The 24222-nt window shown below is 64.5% G+C and carries 24 protein-coding genes; 12 read left to right on the forward strand and 12 right to left on the reverse strand.

Translation table 11 applies throughout. The features are described from left to right. The 7 genes from EYW47_RS41620 to EYW47_RS02845 all read right to left on the reverse strand — a co-directional run. A partial coding sequence (locus EYW47_RS41620) for a citrate/2-methylcitrate synthase (protein WP_276322923.1) occupies positions 1-798 on the reverse strand: 798 nt, incomplete at its 3' end. Between the two features lie 110 nt (positions 799-908). Further along, positions 909-1175, reverse strand: coding sequence for an FAD assembly factor SdhE (locus tag EYW47_RS02820; protein WP_133193347.1), 267 nt, complete (start codon positions 1173-1175; stop codon positions 909-911). A gap of 24 nt (positions 1176-1199) precedes the next feature. After that, positions 1200-1901 carry a succinate dehydrogenase iron-sulfur subunit gene (locus tag EYW47_RS02825; protein ID WP_133193348.1) on the reverse strand — a complete coding sequence of 234 codons (702 nt, stop codon included), beginning with the start codon at positions 1899-1901 and terminating at the stop codon, positions 1200-1202. Between the two features lie 27 nt (positions 1902-1928). Then, complete coding sequence (gene sdhA / locus EYW47_RS02830) at positions 1929-3704, reverse strand: succinate dehydrogenase flavoprotein subunit (RefSeq protein WP_133193349.1); 1776 nt, start codon at positions 3702-3704, stop codon at positions 1929-1931. Positions 3705-3708: 4 nt separating this feature from the next. Then, a complete protein-coding gene (sdhD, locus tag EYW47_RS02835) occupies positions 3709-4077 on the reverse strand; it encodes a succinate dehydrogenase, hydrophobic membrane anchor protein (protein WP_133193350.1) in 369 nt (122 codons plus the stop codon). A gap of 2 nt (positions 4078-4079) precedes the next feature. Further along, on the reverse strand, positions 4080-4496 hold the full coding sequence (gene sdhC, locus EYW47_RS02840) for a succinate dehydrogenase, cytochrome b556 subunit (protein WP_133193351.1): 417 nt from the start codon (positions 4494-4496) through the stop codon (positions 4080-4082). Between the two features lie 146 nt (positions 4497-4642). Then, on the reverse strand, positions 4643-5458 hold the full coding sequence (locus EYW47_RS02845) for a GntR family transcriptional regulator (protein ID WP_133193352.1): 816 nt from the start codon (positions 5456-5458) through the stop codon (positions 4643-4645). A 426-nt stretch (positions 5459-5884) separates the two neighbouring features. Between EYW47_RS02845 and EYW47_RS02850 the strand changes: the two genes are divergently transcribed. The 8 genes from EYW47_RS02850 to EYW47_RS02885 all read left to right on the forward strand — a co-directional run bounded on the left by EYW47_RS02850 (position 5885) and on the right by EYW47_RS02885 (position 15669). Continuing rightward, positions 5885-6871 carry a malate dehydrogenase gene (locus tag EYW47_RS02850; protein ID WP_133193353.1) on the forward strand — a complete coding sequence of 329 codons (987 nt, stop codon included), beginning with the start codon at positions 5885-5887 and terminating at the stop codon, positions 6869-6871. A gap of 272 nt (positions 6872-7143) precedes the next feature. Then, positions 7144-8205 (forward strand): HpcH/HpaI aldolase/citrate lyase family protein, encoded by a 1062-nt coding sequence (locus EYW47_RS02855; protein WP_133193354.1) that lies wholly within the window; start codon positions 7144-7146, stop codon positions 8203-8205. Positions 8206-8370: 165 nt separating this feature from the next. After that, positions 8371-8898, forward strand: a complete 528-nt coding sequence (locus EYW47_RS02860) for a hypothetical protein (RefSeq protein WP_133193355.1) — start codon at positions 8371-8373, stop codon at positions 8896-8898. A 23-nt stretch (positions 8899-8921) separates the two neighbouring features. Then, positions 8922-10373, forward strand: a complete 1452-nt coding sequence (locus EYW47_RS02865) for a bifunctional 2-methylcitrate dehydratase/aconitate hydratase (RefSeq protein WP_133193356.1) — start codon at positions 8922-8924, stop codon at positions 10371-10373. A gap of 69 nt (positions 10374-10442) precedes the next feature. Continuing rightward, positions 10443-13160 carry an aconitate hydratase AcnA gene (gene acnA / locus EYW47_RS02870; RefSeq protein ID WP_133193357.1) on the forward strand — a complete coding sequence of 906 codons (2718 nt, stop codon included), beginning with the start codon at positions 10443-10445 and terminating at the stop codon, positions 13158-13160. Between the two features lie 198 nt (positions 13161-13358). Continuing rightward, positions 13359-13991 carry a LysE family translocator gene (locus tag EYW47_RS02875; RefSeq protein WP_133193358.1) on the forward strand — a complete coding sequence of 211 codons (633 nt, stop codon included), beginning with the start codon at positions 13359-13361 and terminating at the stop codon, positions 13989-13991. A 457-nt stretch (positions 13992-14448) separates the two neighbouring features. After that, on the forward strand, positions 14449-15042 hold the full coding sequence (locus tag EYW47_RS02880) for an IMPACT family protein (RefSeq protein ID WP_133193359.1): 594 nt from the start codon (positions 14449-14451) through the stop codon (positions 15040-15042). A 387-nt stretch (positions 15043-15429) separates the two neighbouring features. Then, positions 15430-15669, forward strand: a complete 240-nt coding sequence (locus EYW47_RS02885; protein WP_043287656.1) for a hypothetical protein — start codon at positions 15430-15432, stop codon at positions 15667-15669. Positions 15670-15853: 184 nt separating this feature from the next. Here EYW47_RS02885 and EYW47_RS02890 read toward each other — a convergent pair whose 3' ends face one another. Continuing rightward, positions 15854-16243 carry a hypothetical protein gene (locus tag EYW47_RS02890; protein WP_133193360.1) on the reverse strand — a complete coding sequence of 130 codons (390 nt, stop codon included), beginning with the start codon at positions 16241-16243 and terminating at the stop codon, positions 15854-15856. Between EYW47_RS02890 and EYW47_RS02895 the strand changes: the two genes are divergently transcribed. Further along, positions 16242-16508 (forward strand): hypothetical protein, encoded by a 267-nt coding sequence (locus EYW47_RS02895; RefSeq protein ID WP_133193361.1) that lies wholly within the window; start codon positions 16242-16244, stop codon positions 16506-16508. The genes EYW47_RS02890 and EYW47_RS02895 overlap by 2 nt on opposite strands. 328 nt (positions 16509-16836) lie before the next feature. Continuing rightward, complete coding sequence (locus EYW47_RS02900; protein ID WP_028221320.1) at positions 16837-17241, forward strand: helix-turn-helix domain-containing protein; 405 nt, start codon at positions 16837-16839, stop codon at positions 17239-17241. 202 nt (positions 17242-17443) lie between these two features. Here the strand turns inward: EYW47_RS02900 and EYW47_RS02905 are convergent, their stop codons facing one another. Further along, positions 17444-18994, reverse strand: coding sequence for a sensor domain-containing diguanylate cyclase (locus EYW47_RS02905; RefSeq protein ID WP_240763504.1), 1551 nt, complete (start codon positions 18992-18994; stop codon positions 17444-17446). Between the two features lie 257 nt (positions 18995-19251). On the opposite strand from EYW47_RS02905, the gene EYW47_RS02910 reads away from it, so the two are divergent. After that, entirely contained in the window at positions 19252-20853 is a 1602-nt protein-coding gene (locus EYW47_RS02910) for an inorganic phosphate transporter (RefSeq protein WP_133193363.1), read from the forward strand. Positions 20854-20961: 108 nt separating this feature from the next. Here the strand turns inward: EYW47_RS02910 and ppk2 are convergent, their stop codons facing one another. From ppk2 to EYW47_RS41625, 3 genes are all read right to left on the reverse strand, one after another. Beyond that, complete coding sequence (gene ppk2, locus EYW47_RS02915; RefSeq protein ID WP_133193364.1) at positions 20962-21930, reverse strand: polyphosphate kinase 2; 969 nt, start codon at positions 21928-21930, stop codon at positions 20962-20964. 185 nt (positions 21931-22115) lie between these two features. Further along, positions 22116-22502, reverse strand: coding sequence for a VOC family protein (locus EYW47_RS02920; RefSeq protein ID WP_133193365.1), 387 nt, complete (start codon positions 22500-22502; stop codon positions 22116-22118). A 161-nt stretch (positions 22503-22663) separates the two neighbouring features. Next, positions 22664-23371 carry a hypothetical protein gene (locus EYW47_RS41625; protein ID WP_240763505.1) on the reverse strand — a complete coding sequence of 236 codons (708 nt, stop codon included), beginning with the start codon at positions 23369-23371 and terminating at the stop codon, positions 22664-22666. 239 nt (positions 23372-23610) lie between these two features. On the opposite strand from EYW47_RS41625, the gene EYW47_RS02930 reads away from it, so the two are divergent. Next, positions 23611-24096, forward strand: a complete 486-nt coding sequence (locus EYW47_RS02930) for a carboxypeptidase regulatory-like domain-containing protein (RefSeq protein ID WP_133193366.1) — start codon at positions 23611-23613, stop codon at positions 24094-24096. Positions 24097-24222 lie beyond the last annotated feature (126 nt).

The following is a 24222-nucleotide window of genomic DNA, read 5'->3' on the forward strand; positions in this document are numbered from 1 at the left end:
GCCCCACAGACACGCGATACCGGCCGCGATACATGCGAACGGGTTCGCGCCCGACGAGCCCGACAGACGCACCGTCGAGGTCGAAGCGTTCTGCTCGTGGTCGGCGTGCAGGATCAGGATGCGGTCGAGTGCGCGCACGAGCACGTCGTTGACCTTGTACTCTTCGCACGGGTTCGAGAACATCATGTGCATGAAGTTCGCGCTGTACGAGAGCTCGTTGCGCGGGTACACGAACGGCTGGCCGATCGAGTACTTGTACGCCATCGCCACCAGCGTCGGCAGCTTGGCGATCATGCGGATTGCCGAGATGTCGCGGTGACGCGGGTTATTGATGTCGAGCGAATCGTGGTAGAAGGCCGAGAGCGCGCCCACCGCGGCGACCAGAATCGCCATCGGGTGTGCGTCGCGGCGGAAGCCACGGAAGAAGAAGTGCATCTGCTCGTGCACCATCGTGTGCTGCGTGACGGTCTTCACGAACTCGTCCTTCTGGGCCTGGTTCGGCAGCTCGCCCTTCAGGAGCAGATAGCAGGTTTCGAGGAAGTCGGCGTTCTGCGCGAGGTTGTCGATCGGGTAGCCGCGGTAGAGCAGCTCGCCCTTGTCCCCGTCGATGTACGTGATCGCCGAGTTGCATGCCGCCGTCGACATGAAGCCCGGGTCATACGTGAACTTGCCGGTCTGACCGTACAGTTTGCGGATGTCGATCACGTCCGGGCCCATCGAGCCCTTGTAGATCGGCAGTTCGACGCTCGGCGAATTGTCGCTGAACGATAGCGTGGCTTTTACATCAGACGGGGTCATAGCACATCCTCAATCGAAGATAAACACGGGATTCGATAGTGTCGTCCGGCGCGGTGGCCTGCCGCTCATGCAACTGCAGCAACAGCGGCAACAGCGGGCACCGCCGCATCTCAGACGTTGCGAAGCAGCTCCAGCACCCGCTTCACGTCCGGGTCGGCAAGTTCGCCTTCTGGTTCCTTGCGGGCAAGCAGCAAGTCCATCAGGTCGTTATCGCTCAGCTCGAGCAGGCGCGTGAGAGCGCCCACGTCGGCGTCGCTGAGGTCATGCTCGTAGCGGTCGAAAAAACGCTCGAAAATCAGGTCGTTTTCGAGCAGACCGCGCCGCGCGCGCCAGCGAAGGCGCGCGCGGCGATGGGGATCAGACTGATGTGATTCCATTTCGCCAATTTCGATAGCGCAACATCAAACCGCGCGGCGAACCATCAGTTCCTTGATCTTGCCGATCGCCTTCGTCGGGTTCAGGCCCTTCGGGCAGACGTCGACGCAGTTCATGATCGTGTGGCAACGGAACAGACGGTACGGGTCTTCGAGATTGTCCAGACGCTCGCCCGTGGCTTCGTCGCGGCTGTCCGCGATGAAGCGGTAAGCCTGCAGCAGACCTGCCGGGCCGACGAACTTGTCCGGGTTCCACCAGAAGCTCGGGCACGACGTCGAGCAGCTCGCGCACAGAATACACTCGTACAAACCGTCGAGCTCGTCACGCTGCTCGGGCGACTGCAGACGCTCCTTCTCGGGCGGCGGCGTGTCGTTAATCAGGTACGGCTTGATCGAGTGGTACTGGTTGAAGAACTGCGTGAAGTCGCAGATCAGGTCGCGCACGACGGGCAGGCCCGGCAGCGGACGCAGCACGATCTTCGCCGGCAGGTCGTTCAGGTTCGTCAGGCACGCGAGACCGTTCTTGCCGTTGATGTTCATGGCGTCCGAGCCGCACACGCCTTCACGGCACGAACGGCGGAACGACAGCGTCTCGTCCAGTTCCTTGAGCTTGACCAGCGCGTCGAGCAGCATGCGCTCGTGCGTGATTTCCAGCTCGTACGACTGCATGCGCGGCGCCGCGTCCTTGTCCGGATCGTAGCGGTAGACTTCAAAAATTCGTTTGGCCATTTCCGATTCCTTTTGACTGGCTTTGCCTTAGAACGTACGCGCCTTGGGCGGCACGGACTCGACGGTCAGCGGTTGCATGTGAACCGGCTTGTAGTCGAGACGGTCGCCCTCGCTGAACCACAGCGTATGGCGCAGCCAGTTTTCATCGTCGCGGTGCTCGAAGTCGCTTTGAGCGTGCGCACCACGGCTTTCCTTGCGGGCTTCAGCCGAAACCATCGTTGCGCGCGCAACTTCAACCAGGTTCGCCACTTCGAGCGCTTCGACGCGCGCCGTGTTGAACACCTTCGACTTGTCCTTCAGGTGGATGTGCTTCGCGCGTTCGGCAACTTCGGCGATTTCCTTCACGCCTTCAGCCAGCAGCGCCGAGGTGCGGAACACGCCCGCGTGCTTCTGCATCGTGCCGCGGATGTCGTTCGCCACGCTCTGCGCGTACTCGCCCGAGGTCGACTTGTCGAGCTCGGCCAGACGTGCGAGCGAGAAGTCGCCTGCATCGGCCGGCAGCGGCTTGTGATCGCGCTGTTCCTTCACGTGCTTGACGATGTGGTTGCCGGCCGCACGGCCGAACACCACGAGGTCGAGCAGCGAGTTCGTGCCCAGACGGTTTGCGCCGTGCACCGAGACGCACGAGCATTCGCCCACGGCGTAGAAGCCGTTGATCGGGTCTTCGTGGCCTTTCGACGTGCCCACGACCTGGCCGTGGATGTTCGTCGGGATGCCGCCCATCTGGTAGTGGATGGTCGGCACGACCGGGATCGGCTCCTTGATGCAGTCCACGTTCGCGAACTTAAGCGCGATTTCGCGGATCGACGGCAGACGCTTCATGATCGTCTCGGCGCCGATGTGCGAGAGGTCGAGCAGCACGTGGTCCTTGTGCGGACCCACGCCACGGCCTTCCTTGATTTCCTGGTCCATCGAGCGCGAGACGAAGTCGCGCGGCGCGAGGTCCTTGAGCGTAGGCGCGTAACGCTCCATGAAGCGCTCGCCGTTCGAGTTACGCAGAATGCCGCCTTCGCCGCGCACGCCTTCGGTGATCAGCACGCCCGCGCCGGCCACGCCGGTCGGGTGGAACTGCCAGAACTCCATGTCCTGCAGCGCGATGCCCGAGCGGGCCGCCATGCCGAGGCCGTCACCGGTGTTGATGAACGCGTTGGTGGATGCCGCGAAGATCCGGCCTGCGCCGCCCGTGGCGAACAGCGTGGTCTTGCCTTCGAGGATGTAGACGTCGCCCGTCTCCATTTCCAGCGCGGTCACGCCGAGCACGTCGCCTTCGGCGTCGCGGATCAGGTCGAGCGCCATCCATTCGACGAAGAACGTGGTCTTCGCCTCGACGTTCTGCTGATACAGCGTGTGCAGCAGCGCGTGGCCGGTACGGTCAGCAGCAGCACAGGCGCGCTGAACCGGCTTTTCGCCGTAGTTGGCCGTGTGGCCGCCGAACGGACGCTGGTAAATCGTGCCGTCAGCGTTGCGGTCGAACGGCATGCCCATGTGTTCGAGCTCGTACACGGCGTTCGGCGCTTCACGGCACATGAACTCGATCGCGTCCTGGTCGCCGAGCCAGTCGGAGCCCTTGATCGTGTCGTAGAAGTGATAGTGCCAGTTGTCTTCGCTCATGTTGCCGAGCGAGGCGCCGATGCCGCCTTGGGCAGCGACCGTGTGCGAACGCGTCGGGAACACCTTCGAGAGCACGCAGACCGACAGGCCCGCACGCGCCAGTTGCAGCGACGCGCGCATCCCCGAGCCGCCCGCGCCGACGATGACCACGTCGAACTTGCGACGCGGCAGAGAATTCTTGATTGCAGCCATTCTTTTACACTCTCCAGAGAATCTGAGCGGCGTAGCCGAGGCTGCCCAGCAGCCAGGCGATCGTCAGCACGTCCAGCACGATGCGCAGGCCGACCGGCTTGATGTAGTCCATCCAGATATCGCGCACGCCAACCCACGCGTGATAGAACAGCGCGACCAGCATGACGAACGTCGCGAGCTTCATCCACTGTGCGGAGAAGATCGAGGCCCAGCCGTCGTACGAAAAATCGTGCGCGCCGAAGAAGAGCGCGAGCAGCACGATCGTGTAGATCGCCATGATCACGGCGGTGGCGCGCTGGGCCATCCAGTCGCGCAGGCCGTAGTGAGCGCCAACGACGAGGCGCTTCGGACCGATACCGTTTTTAGCCGACATTATTAGAACGCTCCGAAGAGTTTGGCCGCGAAAGCGATCGTGAGGATCGTGGAGATGACAACGACGACGATCGAGGTCGACTTGCCTTTTTCTTTGCTCACGAGGTCATGGCTGAAGTCCATGAACAGGTGGCGCACGCCAGCGCAGAAGTGGAAGAGGAACGCCCATCCGAGGACCAGCACGATGAGCTTGACAATGATGTTGGAGAGGAAGCCCTTGAAGACCTCGAAGCTGAGTTCCGAGGTGAGGCTCTGATCAAACAGGAACAACAGGAAAGGCAGGAACAGGAACAACAGCACACCGCTGATGCGGTGGCCGATCGATACGCGACCTGCCAGAGGCAGGCGGTATGCGAACAAGATCTGCCCAAGCCCGATGTTCCGGTATTCCGGCCTCGGTTTTTTTGCGGCTTCTGCCATGCTAGACCCCTACTATGTGTTAACACTAATACGCGATTTTAGCGCCTTTTCATATCGCGCTGCAGCGAAATCCGCCTCTGGAACCGCGGATGCGCGCGCGATGCAAGCGCCTCGGAAGTGCCCGCGCGCCTCGCGCGGGCAGCACTTCAACTCAAGTCATTCTGATAGTAGTACCCGGTTGTGACATACCAACCGCGACGCACTTCGACCGGGCGGTCTCCATAGGTATAGGACACGCGCTCGACGGAAAGCAATGGGAAACCCGCGGGAACATTGAGCAGGTCGGCCACGGAGGGGTCGGCTGCAACGGCGCGAATCTTCTCGCTCGCCCGGATCATGCGCGTGCCGAAGTCCGCTTCGAACATGGCGTAGAGCGGCCCCTTGTATTCGGCGAGCCGCTCGGCCGTGAGGCCGCGGAACACGCCGCCGGGCAGCCAGATTTCGTCGAGCACCGTGCTCTCGCTGTCGAACTGCAAGAGCCGCTTGATGAGCACCACCGGGTCGGCGGGTTTAAGATCCAGTTGTCGCGCGATTTCGGCCGAGGCGCGCAGGCGCCGGCACTCGAGCAGCTTGCTTACGTGCGGATGCTCCGCGCCGTCATCCGCCAGCAATCTCAGGAAGCGAAACTGGGCGCGCTCTTCGTTGTGCGTTGCAACAAACGTGCCCTTGCCCTGACGGCGCACCAGCAGATTCTCGGCGGCCAGTTCGTCGATCGCCTTGCGCACGGTCCCCTGGCTCACCTTATAGCGGGCGGCCAGTTCGACTTCGCTGGGGATAATTTCGCCGGGCTTCCATTCGCCGGACACGAGGCTCTGTGTAATGAGCCCCTTGATCTGCTGATAGAGCGGACTGAAGGTAGGAGACGTGGCAGTCGCGGGAGTGGACGCGGACGCGCGGGCCCCGCTCTCAGGAGCGGAGGAATTCGCGGAGGAATTCGCATTGCTGACCGGGTTCGCACTCATGGCGCGCATTTCAACATAAAGCCCCCCGGAAATCTACCCTTTTGGCAGCAATAGATATGTCTTATATAAGACATAAGATACTGTTGACTTTGCCCTTCCCGGCTCCTACACTGCCGATCGAGCAAGGGTTTGCGGGCGACTTGAAGGGTCTGCCGGCAGCATCCACCTCGTGGCGGAATGCGCCGCAGGGCCGCCTTGGCAATCATGCTGTTCCTCCAGGATGTTCCCTACCCGGGCGGCCGCTTCCCATTGCTTTGTCGCACAGGTTAAATGGCGATCCCGCCTCCTGGGCGCGCGGCGCGAAGCCCACAAGGCCTCGCACGCCCGCCCGGAAAAAGGATCGCCGGATTCACCAACGCTTCGTGTAACGCCCATATAGAATGGCGTTTTACTCTGGCGTCTAACGCATCTTCCTGGAGATTTTCAATGGCTAAGCCCGCAAAGCGCGTTGCCGTCACCGGCGCCGCAGGTCAGATCGCTTACTCCCTGCTGTTCCGCATCGCGAACGGCGACCTGCTCGGCAAGGATCAGCCCGTCATCCTGCAACTGCTCGACCTGCCGCAAGCGCAAGCCGCCGTCAAGGGTGTCGTCATGGAACTGGACGACTGCGCATTCCCGCTGCTCGCGGGCGTGGTCATCACCGACGACCCGAAGGTCGCGTTCAAGGACGCCGACGTCGCCCTGCTGGTTGGCGCACGTCCCCGTTCGAAGGGCATGGAGCGCAAGGACCTGCTCTCTGCCAACGCCGAAATCTTCACGGTTCAGGGCAAGGCGCTGAACGACGTCGCCAGCCGCGACGTGAAGGTGCTGGTCGTCGGCAACCCGGCCAACACGAACGCCTACATCGCGATGAAGTCGGCTCCGGATCTGCCCAAGAAGAATTTCACGGCCATGCTGCGTCTGGACCACAACCGCGCGCTCTCGCAACTGGCCGCCAAGTCGGGCAAGCCGGTCGCTGCGATCGAGAAGCTCGCCGTGTGGGGCAACCATTCGCCCACGATGTACCCCGACTTCCGTTTCGCCACCGTCGACGGCCAGTCGCTGAACGCGCTGATCAACGACGACGAATGGAACCGCGACACCTTCATCCCGACCGTCGGCAAGCGCGGCGCGGCGATCATCGAAGCGCGCGGCCTGTCGTCGGCGGCATCGGCTGCCAACGCAGCGATCGACCACGTGCGTGACTGGGTCCTCGGCACGAACGGCAAGTGGGTCACGATGGGCATCCCGTCGGACGGCTCGTACGGCATCCCCGAAGACATCGTCTACGGCGTGCCGGTGACCTGCGAAAACGGCGAGTACAAGCGCATCGAAGGCCTCGAGATCGACGCATTCTCGCGCGAGAAGATGGACGGCACGCTCAACGAGCTGCTCGAAGAGCGCGACGGCGTCGCTCACCTGCTCGGCAAGTAAGCCCTGTCAGGACAACCGGGACTCCGTAGCAGCGCGGCGGGTTCCGGTTTTTGCGCGTCGAGGTCTTCCTGAAGTCTTCTCGAAGGTCTCTGACGCGCATGTGCGCGAGCGCCGCGGCCCAAGGCCGCACGTCTCGCGCCTGAATGCAGGCCGCCTGACCGCAGGCCGCCTGATTCGCACGCGCCTTGGGGCCTCCGCCCACCACCTGGCTTACGCACCAGGACGCGTCCGAATCAGTTTCCACCTCCAGAACTCGAGCCCCAAGCCCGAAGATGCGCGCCATCACCGCCGCCGAAGTGCTGTTTGAGGGCGAAGCGCCGCCCACCCTCCTGCCCGTGTGCGATCACTACGCCGGCAGCGAGAAGCTGATGCTCAAATCGCTCGCGCTGCAGCAGCAGCTCGGCCCGGTATTCGACATCACGCTCGACTGCGAAGACGGCGCCCAGGTCGGCCGCGAGGCCGAGCACGCGGCGCTCGTCGCGTCGCTGCTCGGCGGCGAGCACGACCGCTTCGGGCGCGTGGGCGTGCGCATTCACGACTTTCATCATCCGCACTGGCGCGACGACGTGCGTCTCATCCTGCGCGCCGCGAAGCGCGCGCCGGCCTACATCACGCTGCCGAAGATCCGCGCCGTGGGCGACGCCGCCGAAATGACAGCGTTCATCGAGGCCACGCGCGTCGAGATGGGTATCGACAAGCCCATTCCCGTGCAGCTGCTAGTCGAAACGCACGGCGCGCTCGCACGGGCGTTCGACCTCGCCGCGCTGCGCGGCGTGGAGGCGCTCAGCTTCGGCCTGATGGACTTCGTCTCCGCGCACGACGGCGCGATTCCCGACACCGCGATGCGCTCGCCGGGCCAGTTCGATCACCCGCTCGTGCGCCGCGCAAAGCTCGAAATCGCCGCGGCCTGCCATGCGTTCGGCAAGGTCCCGTCACACAACGTCAGCACGGAAGTGCGCGACATGGAAGTCGTCGCGAACGACGCGCGCCGCGCCCGCAATGAGTTCGGCTACACGCGCATGTGGAGCATCCACCCGGCGCAGATTCCGGTGATCGTGGCCGCCTTCGCGCCGCGCGACGATGAAATCGCCATCGCCGCCGAGATCCTGCTGGCCGCGCAAGCCGCGCAATGGGGTCCGACGCGCCACGGCGACACGCTGCACGACCGCGCGAGCTACCGTTACTACTGGTCCGTGCTGCGCCGCGCGCACACGACGGGGCGCGCCGTCCCCGCCGAAGCCGCGCCGCTGTTCACGTCGGGCGTCGATACGCACGGCGTCGATACGCCTCGCGGTGGCACGCCAGACGCTCAGGCGCAAGGGGCAACTTCATGAATAGCAAGCGGATTCTTTTCAAACGGTAAAAAACTGAGTCTGTACCGACAAATAGGTGAAAATAGCGTCCGCTGCGTGCTTTCGGGGCGCGCGCAGTGCACCTGGCGGCTGCATCCGGCAGCCGCGCACTGATTAACCGATTTAGAGAGAGAAAGGTCCGACTCCATGAAGAAACTGCTGATCGCTACCGTTATCGGCGCGCTGTCCACGACGATGATGCTGGCAGCCACCGAAGCCGCCGCGCAAACCTCGACTGCCACCGCCAAGCCCAAGAAGCCTGCACCGAAGCATCGCATCATCAAGCGCAAGGCTAATCCGGCCAAGGAAGCGAAGGTCGATTCGGTCCCGGAAGGCTCGGAGCACTGGAGCTGCGCGGAAGGCATGGCCTTCGACCTGAAGGGCGACATGGCGCGTGACCAGATCGTCACCGTTCACTGGGCGAACAAGAACTACAACCTGCCGCGTCAGACCACGACGACGGGCGCCGACCGCTTCCACGACGCCGCAACCGGCCTCGACCTGGTCGTGATCCCGACCAAGGCCATGCTGTTCTCGGACAAGGACAGCTCGCGTCTGGCCGACGAGTGCAAGACTGTTGCAATGCAGCAAGGCGCGATGGCGCCGACCCAGGCCAACGCGCTGAACCGCAACGCCGCTCCGGCTGCGGGCGCGAGCGCCGCTTCCGGCCAGTAAGCGGGCCGCATCGGGGAGTCTCGATGTCCGCACACGTCGCCAACGTCAGGCCGCAACCGGATCAGGTACTGGTCGATATCGTCGACTACGTGCTGGGTTTCGAGGTCGACAGCGCGCTCGCGCTGTCGACGGCGCGCTACTGCCTGCTGGACACGCTCGGCTGCGGACTCGAGGCGCTCTCCTACCCCGCCTGCACCAAGCTGCTGGGACCGATCGTGCCGGGCACGATCGTCCCGCATGGCGCGAAGGTGCCGGGCACCTCATTCCAGCTCGATCCGGTTCAGGCCGCGTTCAACATCGGCGCGATGATCCGCTGGCTCGACTTCAACGACACCTGGCTGGCCGCAGAATGGGGCCATCCGTCGGACAACCTGGGCGGCATTCTCGCGACCGCCGACTGGCTCTCGCGCACGGCCGTAGCCCACAGTAAGACGCCGCTCACCATGAAGCACGTGCTCGAAGGCATGGTGAAGGCGCACGAGATCCAGGGCTGCATGGCGCTGGAGAACTCGTTCAACAAGGTCGGTCTCGACCACGTGCTGCTGGTGAAGCTCGCCTCGACCGCGGTGGTCGGGCAGATGCTCGGGCTCACGCGTGACGAACTGATCAACGCCGTCTCGCTCGCGATGGTCGACGGCCAGTCGCTGCGCACCTACCGCCACGCGCCCAATACCGGCTCGCGCAAGTCGTGGGCCGCCGGCGACGCCACCTCGCGCGCCGTGCGCCTCGCGCTCATCGCGAAAACGGGCGAAATGGGCTACCCCTCAGCGCTCACGGCGAAGACGTGGGGCTTCTACGACGTCTCGTTCAAGGGCCAGCCGTTCAAGTTCCAGCGTCCGTACGGCTCGTACGTGATGGAGAACGTGCTGTTCAAGATTTCGTTCCCCGCCGAATTCCACGCGCAGACCGCGGCCGAAGCCGCCATGACGCTGCACGGCATGCTCGCGCAGCGCGGCCTCACCGCACAGGACATCAAGCGGATCACCATTCGCACGCACGAAGCGGCGATCCGCATCATCGACAAGACCGGGCCGCTCGCGAACCCGGCCGACCGCGACCACTGCATCCAGTACATGGTGGCCGTGCCGCTCCTCTTCGGGCGCCTCACCGCCGCCGACTATGAAGACGACGTGGCGCAGGACCCGCGCATCGACGCGTTGCGCGCGAAGACGGTCTGCGTCGAAGAACCTCAGTTCACGAAGGATTACCACGACCCGGACAAGCGCTCGATCGCCAATGCGCTCAGCGTCGAACTCAACGACGGCACAACGCTCGAAGAAGTCGTAGTGGAGTACCCGATCGGTCACAAGCGGCGCCGGGACGAAGGCATCCCGCTGTTGATCGAAAAGTTCAGGAACAACCTTGCGCGCCGCTTCCCCGCGAAGCAGCAACAAGCGATACTCGATGTCTCGCTCGATGCGGCGCGGCTCGAAGCCATGCCGGTGAATGAGTACGTCGACTTGTACGTGATCTGAGCAATCAGGCATGCAGGCAATCAGGTAGTTGTAAAGCGTAATTTCCGCGATTAAACGAAGGAAAACACCATGGCCCACAACCTCCACAAAACGCTAAAGGAATTCGACAGCGGTTCCGGCAAAGGCAAGTTCTACTCGCTGCCGCACCTCGGCAAGCAGCTTGGCGTGAAGATCAATCGCCTGCCGGTCTCGATCCGCATCGTGCTCGAGTCCGTCCTGCGTAACTACGACGGCAAGAAGATCGCGGAAGAGCACATCGAGCAACTCGCGAACTGGAAGCCCACCGCTGCCCGCGTCGACGAAATCCCGTTCGTCGTCTCGCGCGTCGTGCTGCAGGACTTCACCGGCGTGCCGCTGCTCGCCGACATCGCGGCCATGCGCGGCGTCGCCAAGCAAATCGGCAAGAACCCGAAGGTCATCGAGCCGCTCGTGCCGGTGGACCTCGTGGTCGACCACTCGGTGCAAATCGACTACTTCCGCCAGAAGGACGCACTCGACCTGAACATGAAGCTGGAATTCCAGCGCAACAACGAGCGCTACCAGTTCATGAAGTGGGGCATGCAGGCGTTCGACACGTTCAAGGTCGTGCCGCCGGGCATCGGCATCGTCCACCAGGTGAACCTCGAGTACCTCGCACGCGGCGTGCACAAGAAGGCCGACGGCGCTGACACCGTCTACTACCCGGACACGCTCGTCGGCACGGACAGCCACACCACCATGATCAACGGCATCGGCGTGGTCGGCTGGGGCGTGGGCGGCATCGAAGCGGAAGCGGGCATGCTCGGCCAGCCGGTGTACTTCCTCACGCCGGACGTCGTGGGCGTGGAACTGAAGGGCAAGCTGCGCGAAGGCTGCACGGCCACCGACCTCGTGCTGACCATCACCGAAATGCTGCGCAAGGAGAAGGTCGTCGGCAAGTTCGTCGAGTTCTTCGGCGAAGGCACGGCCTCGCTCTCGCTGCCGGACCGCGCGACCATCGGCAACATGGCGCCGGAATACGGCGCGACCATGGGCTTCTTCCCGGTCGACGACAAGACCATCGACTACTTCAAGGGCACGGGCCGCACGGAAGCCGAAATCTCGGCGTTCGAGAACTACTTCAAGGCGCAGGAGCTCTACGGCATTCCGAAGGCCGGCGAGATCGACTACACGAAGACGCTCACGCTCGACCTCGCGACGGTCGCACCGTCGCTGGCCGGCCCGAAGCGCCCGCAAGACCGTATCGAAATCGGCCACGTGAAGTCGACCTTCACCGACCTGTTCTCGAAGCCGGTCGCGGAAAACGGCTTCAACAAGAAGGCCGACGACCTCACGGCCGAATACGCGGTGAGCGACAAGGTCAAGCTGCACAACGGCGATGTGCTGATCGCGGCCATCACGTCGTGCACGAACACGTCGAACCCGAGCGTGCTGCTGGCCGCCGGCCTGCTGGCGAAGAAGGCCGTGGAAGCGGGCCTCACGGTCGCGCCGCACATCAAGACCTCGCTCGCCCCGGGCTCGCGCATCGTCACGGAATACCTGACGAAGACGGGCCTCCTGCAGTACCTCTCGAAGCTCGGCTTCGAACTCGCGGCCTACGGCTGCACGACCTGTATCGGCAATGCCGGCGACCTCACGCCGGAGCTGAACGAGTCGATCACGAAGAACGACGTGGTCGCGGCGGCGGTGCTCTCGGGCAACCGCAACTTCGAAGCGCGCATCCACCCGAACATCCGTGCGAACTTCCTGGCCTCGCCGCCGCTGGTCGTCGCTTATGCGATCGCGGGCAACATCACGCGCGACCTGATGACCGAGCCGGTTGGCAAGGGCAAGGGCGGCCGCGACATCTACCTCGGCGACATCTGGCCGACCAGCGACGAAGTCAACGCGCTGCTCAAGTACGCGATGGACGCGGACGTCTACCAGAAGAACTACAGCCAGCTCACGAAGAAGGGCGACCTGTGGAGCAAGATCGAGGGCGAGGAAGGCCAGGTCTACGACTGGCCGAAGTCGACCTATATCGCCGAGCCGCCGTTCTTCGGCACGGACTTCTCGATGACGCCGTCGTCGACGGTGGCTGAGGTCAAGGGCGCGCGCGCACTGGGCATCTTCGGCGACTCGGTCACGACCGACCACATCAGCCCGGCTGGCTCGATCAAGGAAGACTCGCCCGCAGGCAAGTGGCTCAAGGCCAACGGCGTGCAGAAGGCCGACTTCAACAGCTACGGCTCGCGCCGCGGCAACCACGACGTCATGATGCGCGGCACGTTCGCGAACGTGCGCATCAAGAACCTGATGATCCCGGCGAAGGCCGACGGCACGCGCATCGAAGGCGGCCTGACGATCCATCAGCCGAGCGGCGAACAGCTGTCGATTTACGACGCCGCGATGAAGTACATCGACGCCGGCACGCCCACGATGGTGTTCGCGGGCGAAGAGTACGGCACGGGCTCGTCGCGTGACTGGGCGGCCAAGGGCACGCAACTGCTCGGCGTGAAGGCCGTGGTCGCACGCAGCTTCGAGCGCATCCACCGCTCGAACCTCGTCGGCATGGGTGTTCTGCCGCTGCAGTTCAAGGGCTCGGACAGCGTGCAATCGCTCGGCCTGACCGGCGACGAAACGTTCGACATCGAAGGCCTGACGGACGACTTCAAGCCGCAACAGGATCTGACGCTCGTGATCCACCACAAGGACGGCAAGGACGAGCGCATCCAGGTGCTGCTGCGCATCGACACGCCGATCGAAGTCGACTACTACAAGCACGGCGGTATCCTGCCGTTCGTGCTGCGCTCGCTGCTCGCAGCGTAAGCAGGCAGTTTTGCAGGTACTGCATCCGGCAACGGATGCAGTCACACTTGGAGCCCGGCGCAAGTCGGGCTTTTTTTCGCTTCTGCGCGGGCTCTTCGTAGACCGGCGTGGCTAATTGACCTTGCCGGGCCCGTCCCCTACACTGCAATCCCTTTTGCCTTGCCAAGGCTTGCCGCCTTGCCAACGAAAGGAACCTCCATGCTCAGCCTCGCCACGCTTGCTCTTTTCTCCGGCGCCTGTCTCGCGCTGACGATGACACCCGGACCGGATATGCTGCTGATCGCCTCCAGAAGCGTCAGCCAGGGGCGTGCCGCAGGTTTCGCTTCACTTGCGGGCATCCAGGCCGGCACGTACTGCCACGCTATGGCGGCTGCGTTTGGCCTTTCCGAACTGTTTCTGGCCGTTCCCGTGGCCTATGACATCGTCCGGCTCGCCGGCGCTGCGTACCTGCTCTATCTCGCGTGGCGGACCTTCCGGGCGCAACCCGTTGCGACCTCAGCGGCGCCCGCCGGACGTCGCTTTACGTTGGGAAGCATTTTTCGGCAGGGCCTGCTCACCAACCTCCTCAATCCGAAGATGGCGCTCTTCGTCCTCGCGCTGTTTCCGCAATTCGTCCACCCGGAGCGAGGCGCCGTCGCCCTGCAGATCATGGTTCTGGCAACTGTGCTCAATCTGATCGGCTTCGTGGTCAATGGCGCGGTGATCGTGTTCGCGAGCCGGTTCAGCCAGCGATTGCGCGGAGGGCGTCGAGCGTCGCGCCTCCCGCAGTATCTGCTCGGGTCGGTTTTTGCCGGCTTGGCGCTCCGGCTGGCGCTGATGGGCCGCCGGTAATTTTTTTCACATTGCGGCGGATTTTTGACAGGCGTAAGGTAGCTTTGCCTCTTGAGAACAGGCGAGCCTTATGACCCCGGCCGACGGACACCGTCCCGACCGGGGTTTTTTCTGTGTGCTGCCTGGGGGAAGCTTGAAAATGAACGCGGCGCAAGACCTGCTGCGCCGCGATGTATTCGAAATATGACGGATCACCGAATGAGGAGTTCGGCATCGCTCCAGCCAGAGCTAGACCCGTCATGAAACGTATTATCGGCCCTGGCGGCCGATACGTCATTAGCGCAAGCCGCAAGAAACCATTACGTAAACTGTCAGATTTAGGGAATTGTAATGTCCGCGGCGGCGGGGCACGCGGCCAGGCGGCCGGCGTTGTGGCCGGCGTTGTGGCCACGATAACCGCCCGGATCCGCTAACATGGCGCTAACATCACGCTTTTGCCCCCACCGCACCGCCCGCTTTGCCCACTTACACCCTTGCCTCAACCGTCAGCGCGGAGCTCGAGATCCGCAAGAGCCGCTTCATCGGCCTCGCGATTCCGGTCGAGGACCGCGAAGCGGCCATGGCCGAACTGCGCCGCCTGCGCGACGAGCACCCCACCGCCACGCACGTCTGCTGGGCGCTGCTCGCGGGCGGCCAGTCCGGCATGTCCGACGACGGCGAGCCTTCCGGCACGGCGGGCCGCCCCATCCTCGAAGTGCTGCGTCATCATGACCTCGATGGCGTGCTGGCCGCGGTGGTGCGCTACTACGGAGGCGTCAAGCTCGGCGCGGGCGGGCTCGTGCGCGCCTATACCGACGCCATCGCGAGCGCACTGCAGGACGCGCCGCGCGTGGAGCGCATCGCCCAGGCGCGCCTGACCGTGGAGGTCAGCTATGCCGACGAAACGCGCGTGCGGCACTGGATCGAGCAGGAGCGGCACACGCTTGCCGACAGCCGCTACACGATGACCGTGCGGCTGACGATCCAGCTTCCCGTCACCGCCCTCGATGCCGCGCGCGATACGCTGCGCGATCTCACGCAAGGACGCGCGGGCTTTCCCGAGTACGAGTGAGGCGGCACGCGCCGCTCGCTGCGTCCCTCGCGCATACATCGGCTTAGCCGCGCCAATACGCAAAAAAAAACCGCCGTATGGCAACGGCGGTTAACAGGGGACGTGAAGAACAACCGCGAATCGACTATCGAATCGACCCGACGCATCCATCATGGCGATACAAAATTAAGGCAAACTTAAACGCGCGTAAAGGAGCGAGAAACTTGCGCAGCGAGGCATGACGCGCACGCGCTGAAAGCGCAGAATCCCCCGATCGCTATAATCGATTCGAGTCTGCACGCGAGCCGCATAGCGCTGTGAATTCCAGTGAATCCGGGCGCTTCCCGATGAATCCATTGAATCCATTACGCAGCGCCATGCGGCCCGCCATCAACGGGGAAGGCCGTCATGATTTTCGATCGTTTAAGGGAAGGTGCAGGTCCCGAACGACGCCATCGCGTCTGGAGCAAACTGCGCATCTTCGTTGCCGCGCTCGGCACGCTCGGCTCAGCCACCGGCATCGCCATCGCCGTGACAGGGCTCGTGGAATTCGACCACGCCAAGGTGATCAGGGGTGTCGCCGTGATCCTCGTCTGCACCGTGGTGTACGTCTCGATCCTCGTACGCGACCGCAATCGCGTCGACTAAAGCGTGAAGGCGCATCGCGCGCCGCTTCACTGCGCGCGAGCACGCTCATCGCCGTTGCGCCTACGGCTGTTGCATCCACATCGTCAGCACGATTGAATGAATTGTGCCATTGCGGCGCGCGGGCCTGATCCTCGTGTTCGCCCCGCACGCGCCCTGCTGCCGGGTACGCCGCAGCATCTTCCCCTTACGCAAGAACCGGAACCTCGACGACACTGCGATAGTGGTCGTATACGCGCTCACGCTCTTCGCTCGCGAGCTGGCGCTTCTCCACAAGCTTGAGCATGCGATGGCGGTCGGCACCGAGCGTCGCGTAGTAGCGCTCCGCGTGCAGGCGCCGAAAGCGCAGATAGAAGTCGGGGCCGGGCAGGCCCGAAGCGGTCGCAAGCAACGACGCGTAGTCGGCCACGCGCGGCTCGCACAGCGCCGCCGCCGCGGCTTCGAGTTTTTCGTAGCGCGTCTGCAGCGGCACGCTCTGTGCGAACAGCGCATGGAATGCGGCATAGGGTACGAGGCCGCGTCGGCTCGCCGCGCGCCGCAGCAGACGCCCAACCTTTTCATCGAGTTCTTTGTTCATGCGTGTATATTTTCTAGCGGATCGTCAATCGGTTCGCCAAGCGGGCCACAGGCCGGTTCGCATCAAGAGGCGCGGTGAAGCAAAACCAGCAAGCCCATTCGATCCGAATCGAGTTGAATCGAATTATCAAAACGATTCATGCAAATTCGGAAAAGGCATTCTGCCCAAAATTACCGATTCGCTCTCGCCAGGTGCCGCAATACCGGGCGAAAAACGACGATTGCAAACATTCAATGTGCTGTGCCAGCCACGCATCATGGCCTGAATGAACAACATTCACGGGCATTGTTAAGCGATTTGGATAGGTTTTTTTTGCCGATAGTCCAGGATAATCCGTAAGTCAAGCAGACTATTTTTCCGCTAGCTATACACATTCCCTACAAAAACAATTATTAATATCCGCTGCGGAATGCCAGAAGCAGTCCGCACGCGCCCCGTGTGGGCGCGTTGTTTCGCCGTCCGCAACGGCCCGGCATCAAGCGAATGCCTGTGGGGCCGTGGCAAGCGAGAAGACCCGCATGCACTGAAAGGGTTGACAGGAGCGGCGCATCCGCGAGCCGCATGACCGGAATCTTTCGTTGACGAGTGATCACATGCTTACCAGAACCGAGAATTTGCCGAGCGTCGCGCGCAGGATGGCGGCCGGCCAGATGTTAGTCGAAGGCGCGACGGTTCATGCCGTGGCCGACTCCCTGCACCTGTCCGCCCAGACGGTGCGTCGCTACAAGTCGATCGTCGAGGGCGGCGGTCTCGACGCGCTGCAGCAGATGAGCGTGGGCGGCCGGCCTTCGGTGCTCGACAAGGCCGCACTGGGCTGGATCGCGAGCGCGCTGCACGGCTCCGCCCGCGACCATGGATTCCCGAGCGATGCGTGGACCAACAGCCGTGTGCGCGAGCTGATCGGCCGCCAGTTCGGCGTGCACTATTCGCGCGTCTATACCTGGCAGATCGTCTCGAATCTCGGCCTCGGCCATCGCCTGTCGAAGTCGGCGCGCTGAAAGCGCCGACGCCTCAAGCCACCCGGCTGCCGCGCGGCTTTCAGCGCTTCCCGTGCTCCCTCACGGCTTCACGACGCCCCACGGGCGCCGTGAAGCATCGCGCGCGCGTGCCTTGCGCCTGCAGGCGGCCCGCGAGGGGCCGGCACGCGGGCGGTTCCTGGCGTACTGCCGCTCCGCTCTCCTGTCTCCCGGCCGCGTGGCGCTACGCGGCCTCGCCGGTCCATTGCCCGGCCTGGACCTGGTTGCGGCCCGCTGCCTTGGCTTCGTAAAGCAGGGCGTCGGCGGCGGCGAGCAGCTTCGCGCCGCTATCTCCCACCGGCGGCTCGCAGCTCGCGCAGCCCACGCTCACCGTGACACGTCCGTAGCGCGAGCCGCTATGCGCGAGATTGGCCGTCTCGATGCGCCGCCGGATCTTGTCCGCGACCTTGCGCGCGCCCTGCAGCGCGGTGCCCGGCAGCAACACCGCGAACTCCTCGCCGCCGTAGCGCGCCGCCATGTCCGAGGTGCGCTGCGTGCCTGAGGCGATGCGCTCGGCCACGAGCATCAGCACTTCGTCGCCCGCGGCGTGGCCGTAGGTGTCGTTGAACAGCTTGAAGTGATCGACGTCGAAGAACAGCACCGAGAGCGGCGTTTGCTCGCGCGACGCCCGATGCCATTCGGCCACGAGCCGCTGATCCAGCGCGCGGCGGTTCGCGAGGCCCGTGAGCGGGTCGGTCACCGCGAGACGCTGCAATTCGCCTTCGGCGATGATCTTGTCGCGCAGTGCGAACGCCAGCACCCAGGACACCACCACCCAGGCGCCGCCGAAGAGCGTCGTCATCGCGAGCGCAAAGTACGCGCGGCGGCGCCAGGCCGCGAGGATGTCGTCGACGGCGGGCGCGACGCCCACGATGATGGGCGTGCTGCCCACGTGCGCGTAGGTGTAGACGCGCTCCACCCCGTCCGCTTCCGCGTGCGCCGTGAAGGTCCCCGCGTCGCGTTGCGAGATGATCTTGTAGTTGCGCCAGCTCGAGTAATCCGCGCCCACGCCGAGCGGCATGGGCGGCTTGCTCGCGAGCAGCGTGCCGTCCTGCATGATGATGAAGACGCCGCCGCGTCGCCCTATGTCGATCCGCTCGACGAGCTGCTGAAAATAGACGAGCCGCACGGCGACCAGCGCGACGCCCGCGAACGCGCCATCGGGCGCATCGATGCGCCGCGTAAGCGCGATCGAGAGCACGCCATGACGCAGGCGCGACGAATAGGGCTTCGAAATGAAGAGGCCCGCGTTCGGACTGTGCTGCTGCACGAGGAAATAATCGCGGTCCGCGAACGAGACGCCCGGCTCGTCGATGCCGCTCTGCGAGGCCGTGAGGCGCCCTTGCGCATCGAGCACGTACGCGCCGCCCAGGAACGAGGCGGCCGTCGCGCGATCGAACAGCACGCGCTCGCGCAGCGCCCGCGGCATCGCCCATGTTTCGGGCTGCTGCGCGGCCGTCACGGCGGCGCGCAGCGAGAGGTCGTAGAGCTCGACATTGCGCGCAATGTCGCTGCTCACGAGACGCACGATGTTCTCCGAATTCTCGACCGCGTGACGCAGCTCTTCGGCGCGGCCCGCGTAGAGCGCCGTGTAGGTCAGGGCCGCCATCAACGTGGCGACGAGCGTGCCCGCCAGCCCCGCGAAGAACGGATTGCTGCCGATCAGACGCGTGGCGTCCTTGCCGCGCGCCACGATCCAGTGACGCACGCGCAGCCGCAGATGGGGTGCAAACACGCGCCGCGCGGAAGGTCCGGTGGAAGGCTCCCGAACAGGTTTGTGAACGCGGTCAGGCACGTAGGCAATCCTCCGACAATTGACCCGCGCGACGGCCATCGTGCTCCAGTCCCTGCGCTGTGGCACGGCATGCGCACTGGCGTCATCAATGCGTCATAGGCGCTTTGCATGATCGGAACCGTGGTATTCGCCGTCGCTTTCGGCGCCGTCCCTACTGCGCCATTCCCCGCCCTACCCGTTTGAGGAGACCGCTCGTCATGCCGGATCTTTCCCTGTCACCGCAGCCGGGCGCCGCGTCCACACGCGGGCGCAACGTGAGCCTGCTCGTCTTCCTGCTCATCATTGCCGCGGGCGCCGTCTACGTGGGCATGCATCTCGCCGACGACCTCTCGCCCGTGCGCCAGAGCTCCGCGCTGCCGTGGCTGCTGCTCGGCATCGCGCTCGTCATCGCGCTGGGCTTCGAATTCGTGAACGGCTTCCACGATACCGCGAATGCGGTCGCAACGGTCATCTACACGCACTCGCTCACGCCGAACCTCGCCGTGATCTGGTCCGGCACGTGGAACTTCCTCGGCGTGCTCACTTCCACCGGCGCGGTGGCGTTCGGCATCCTGCAACTGCTGCCCGTCGAGCTGATCCTGCAAGTGGGCAGCAGCGCGGGCTTCGCGATGGTCTTCGCACTCCTGATCGCGGCGATCATCTGGAATCTCGGCACGTGGTACTTCGGCCTGCCTTCGTCGAGCTCGCATACGCTGATTGGCTCGATCATCGGCGTGGGCCTGATGAACCAGCTCATGCACGGCGCGAACGGCACGAGCGGCGTGGACTGGAGCCAGGCAATCGGCGTGGGCAAGTCGCTCCTGTTCTCGCCGATCGTCGGCTTTCTCGCGTCCGCCCTACTGCTGCTCGTGCTCAAGGCGCTCGTGCACGTGCCCGCGCTCTATGCCGAGCCCAAGGGCAACGAGCCGCCGCCGTTCTGGATCCGCGCGCTCCTGATCCTCACGTGCACGGGCGTCTCGTTCGCGCACGGCTCCAACGACGGCCAGAAGGGCATGGGCCTCATCATGCTGATCCTGATCGGCACCGTGCCCACCGCCTATGCGCTCAACAAGGCCGTGACGGCGAGCGAGTCGCAGACCTTCATTGCGGTCTCGCAACAGGCCGCGCGCACGATCGAGAAGTACAGCAACGGCGTGGCCGCGCCCGCGGGTGGCACGAATGCCGTACGCGCCGAAGTCGAGCGCTACGTCAATACGCGCACGCTGACGCCACAAACGGTGCCCGCGCTCGCCGCGCTTTCGACGCAGGTGGGCCAGCAGGTGGGGGGCTATGGTTCGATGGCGGCGGTGCCGCAATCGGTGGTGGATAACGTGCGCAACAACATGTACCTGGTCTCCGAGGCCATCCGCCTGATGGAGAAGGCGAAGCAGCCCGCATTCTCCGAAGCCGATACCCGCGCGATCCACAACTTCCGCAACCAGATCGACCACGCGACGAAGTTCATCCCGACGTGGGTGAAGGTGGCCGTGGCGATCGCGCTGGGCCTCGGCACGATGGTGGGCTGGAAGCGCATCGTGGTGACGGTGGGCGAGCGCATCGGCAAGCAGCACCTGACCTATGGCCAGGGCGCCTGCGCGGAAGTCGTGGCGATGGCGACCATTGGCGCGGCCGACGTGTACGGCCTGCCGGTGTCGACCACGCACGTGCTGTCTTCGGGCGTGGCGGGCACGATGGCCGCGAACGGCTCGGGCCTCCAATGGAGCACGGTGCGCAGCCTCGTGCTCGCCTGGGTGCTCACGCTGCCCGCCTCGATCGCGCTGGCAGGCGCCCTGTACTGGGTGTTCCGGCACGTGTTCTGAAGCGCCGCGCCGGAGCTGGCGTGCGCGATCAAAATAGAAAAAGCCGCGCCCCTCGTCGTGGGGCGCGGCTTTTGCGTTGCCACTGCCGCCAATGCTGCGCGGCCAGCGTCAATAGACCTCCGGCACGAACATGTTCTCGGGCACCGGCTGGCGAATGTAGTCGGGATGGTGCACGCGCGAGGGCAGCGTCACGCTCGCATGCTCGACCTCGTGATACGGCACCTGGCTCAGCAGATGGTGAATGCAGTTCAGGCGCGCGCGCTTTTTGTCGACGCCCTGCACGACCCACCACGGCGCCTCGGGAATGTGCGAGCGCTGCAGCATGACTTCCTTCACATGCGTGTACTGCTCCCAGCGGCGGCGGCTTTCGAGGTCCATCGGCGAGAGCTTCCACTGCTTGAGCGGATCTTCGATACGGCTCTGGAAGCGCACTTCCTGCTCGTCGTCGGTGATCGAGAACCAGTACTTGACGATCTGGATCCCGCTCCTCACGAGCATCTTTTCGAACTCCGGCACCGAGCGGAAGAACTCCTCGTACTCCTCGTCGGTGCAGAAGTTCATCACGCGCTCGACGCCCGCGCGGTTGTACCAGCTGCGGTCGAACAGCACCATTTCGCCGCCCGCGGGCAGATGCTGCACGTAGCGCTGGAAATACCATTGCGTGCGCTCGCGGTTGTTCGGCGCGGGCAGCGCCGCCACGCGGCACATGCGCGGATTCAGACGCTGCGTGATGCGCTTGATGACGCCGCCCTTGCCCGCCGCGTCGCGGCCTTCGAAGATCACGACGAGCCGGTGGCCCGTGCTCACGATCCAGTCCTGCATCTTGACGAGCTCGCCCTGCAGCCGGATCAGCTCGCGGAAATAGACGCGGCGCAGCGCGCGCGCCTCGTCGCTGATCTCGAGGCCGCTTTCCTGGAGGCGGTCGTCGACCTCCATTTCGAGCTCTTCGTCGTAGGCGTCGATGAGCTCCTCGTCGAGCCGGCGGCGGCGATACCGCTCGGCGTCCTCGCCGGCTTCGGGGCCCGATTCAATGCCCGATTCGCGCCCGGCTCGCCCGGCACGGTCCAGTTCGTTCATGGCGACTTCTCCTCTTGCGATGAATGGCAACCCGCGCCGGGCGCGCTTCGGGAGCATCGAGCGCGGACGGTCACGGCCACGCGCCACTATCGGCGCTACGGGTGTCATTCATATTTCAAATGCATTGGCGCGCGCCGTGGCAACCAGCCCGCCGGGCGGTGCACCCCAATGGTTTCAGCCGCGGCTCAGGCCAGCGGCTTGGCGAAGCTCAGCTCGTGGCCGTCCGGATCGACGAGATGAAAATAGCGCTCGCCCCAAGGCGCGTCCTGCGGCGCGAATGCGGGCGTGAGACCCGCGGCCAGCGCCTGCGCGTAAAAGGCGTCCACGTCCGAGACGTAGAAGATCGCGCGCCCCCACCCGTCGACCTTGCCATGCGGCCCTTCGAGCAGATTCAGATAGCATGCGGCGGCCCCGGCCCCATCGCCCAGCACGAACGACGCAAACCCGGCAATCGCGGTGCTGGATTTATGCACGAAGCCGAGCACCTCGTAGAAGCGCACCGAACGCGCGATGTCGCTCACGGTGAGCGTGATGGCGCTCAGGGATTCGATACGTGCGGCGGGCGGGTTCATGGCCGAGCCTCCTTCTAATCGTGTTCTTGCGGGCGCCGCTCGACCTCCTTGGTCCGTCCCGGCCAGCAGCGCCCGTCTCTCCCGGCGACTTTAGCAGCCTTTGGGCGCAACGGGCTGCAACCGGCTCGTTTCCGCCGACTGCGGGTGCCGCTCAATATCGGTCATGCCGCCGCACACGAGGGCGCGCCGCGCACCGTCTCGCTGGTTGCGCCGCTGCACGTAGCGCTGATCCACAACAGAGACAGACCGGAGGGGCCCGTCTGGCGGGCCTGTAACAGACTTCGCGCAACGCAGGCGGTAGCGATCCAGCAACCCCGTGAAGTTGCGGACAGCGCCAAAGGCCTACCGACAGCGTCGTGAATGCCCTGCTGGCTGCTGTAGGTATTGCCATCCGTATCCATCGCCATGTTCCAGCGCCCAATCGCCACGTCGTTACCGAGACCCTGTATCTCCGAGACCGTGCCATGATCCAGTCCGAGGCAGTCCGTTGCCGCGTCCGATGACGCCAGCGTCGTAAAGGCGCCACTCGGCTGTTGCACCTGACTCGAAGCGGGCGCGGCAAACGCCGTGAAATTCCGGTTCTTCTGATAGGCCGCCGGCAAGCTCGGCACCACCACGACCGCCAGCGTGCCATTGCTGGCCGCTACCGGAGAGGCCGACCCGGAATAGGTAAAGTTACCGTCCGGTCTGCACGCGACCTGGGCGGATGGCTGTGAGGAGGGGGGCTCAGGCGGCGTGGTCGAAGACGGCGTTGCCGCGGATGACGCTGTCGCGCTGGACGTACTCCCGTCGCCGCCGCCACATGCGCTAAGCGCGGCGGCGATCAGCACAACGGCGAGACAGTTTCGACTGCTAATGGACTTCTGCATGACCAACCATGGCCATTCTCATGAGGCAACGCGATCGCCGTGAGCGAGGCATCGCCGCGTGAACGTGAACCGGTCGGTTCGGCGATACGATCGGACACGCTGCTCGTCGCCGCCAATACCTCGAGCGTGCGACAAACGCGTTCGCCCCGCGTTTTAAGGGACTTTTAAGCCGCGCTGCCTACTCTGGATTCGTCCGGCGCGCACCACGCGCTGGAGTCTCTGACCCATTGGAGGTAACAATGAAAGCACGCTCAACTCCGTGGATGGGCGCGGCCCTCTCGCTTGCCGCCGCGCTCGCGCTTGCGCTCGGCGCACCAGCCGCTTTCGCCGCGACCAGCGGCAGCTCTGGCACCACGGCCGCGCAGGCCGCCGCAGGCGTCCTGCCGCCGGCGCAGCACGCGGGCAGCATTTCCTACCTGTCCGGCGGCATCGGCAGCGACCAGTCTGCTGCATTCAAGGCCGCGATGACGCGCTACCCGCTCTCGCTCGAATTCGCGCGCGAATCGGCGAGCGGCAACGAATACCTCGCGAACGTGCCCGTGAAGATCTCCGACGCGCACGGCCAGCCGCTCCTCTCCACCCGCACCAACGGCCCGTTCATGCTCGTCACGCTGCCCAACGGCCACTACGTCGTGACGGCGAGCCACGACGGCAAGACGGTCCAGCGCGCCGTGGATATCGGCAAGACCTCGCACGCGCACGAAGCCTTCGTCTGGCCGATGTAACCCCGCATAATCCGGCACAATCCGGCGGCGCACGCCGCCACCGCGCCAGCCGCGCGTACGCCCCTGGCGGGCATCCCGCGCCGCACGCATTCGTACCATCTACGGCAACTCCGGCCCCGTTTGCGG

Origin of the sequence: Paraburkholderia silviterrae, assembly GCF_004353915.1 — a bacterium.
Lineage (GTDB): Bacteria > Pseudomonadota > Gammaproteobacteria > Burkholderiales > Burkholderiaceae > Paraburkholderia > Paraburkholderia silviterrae.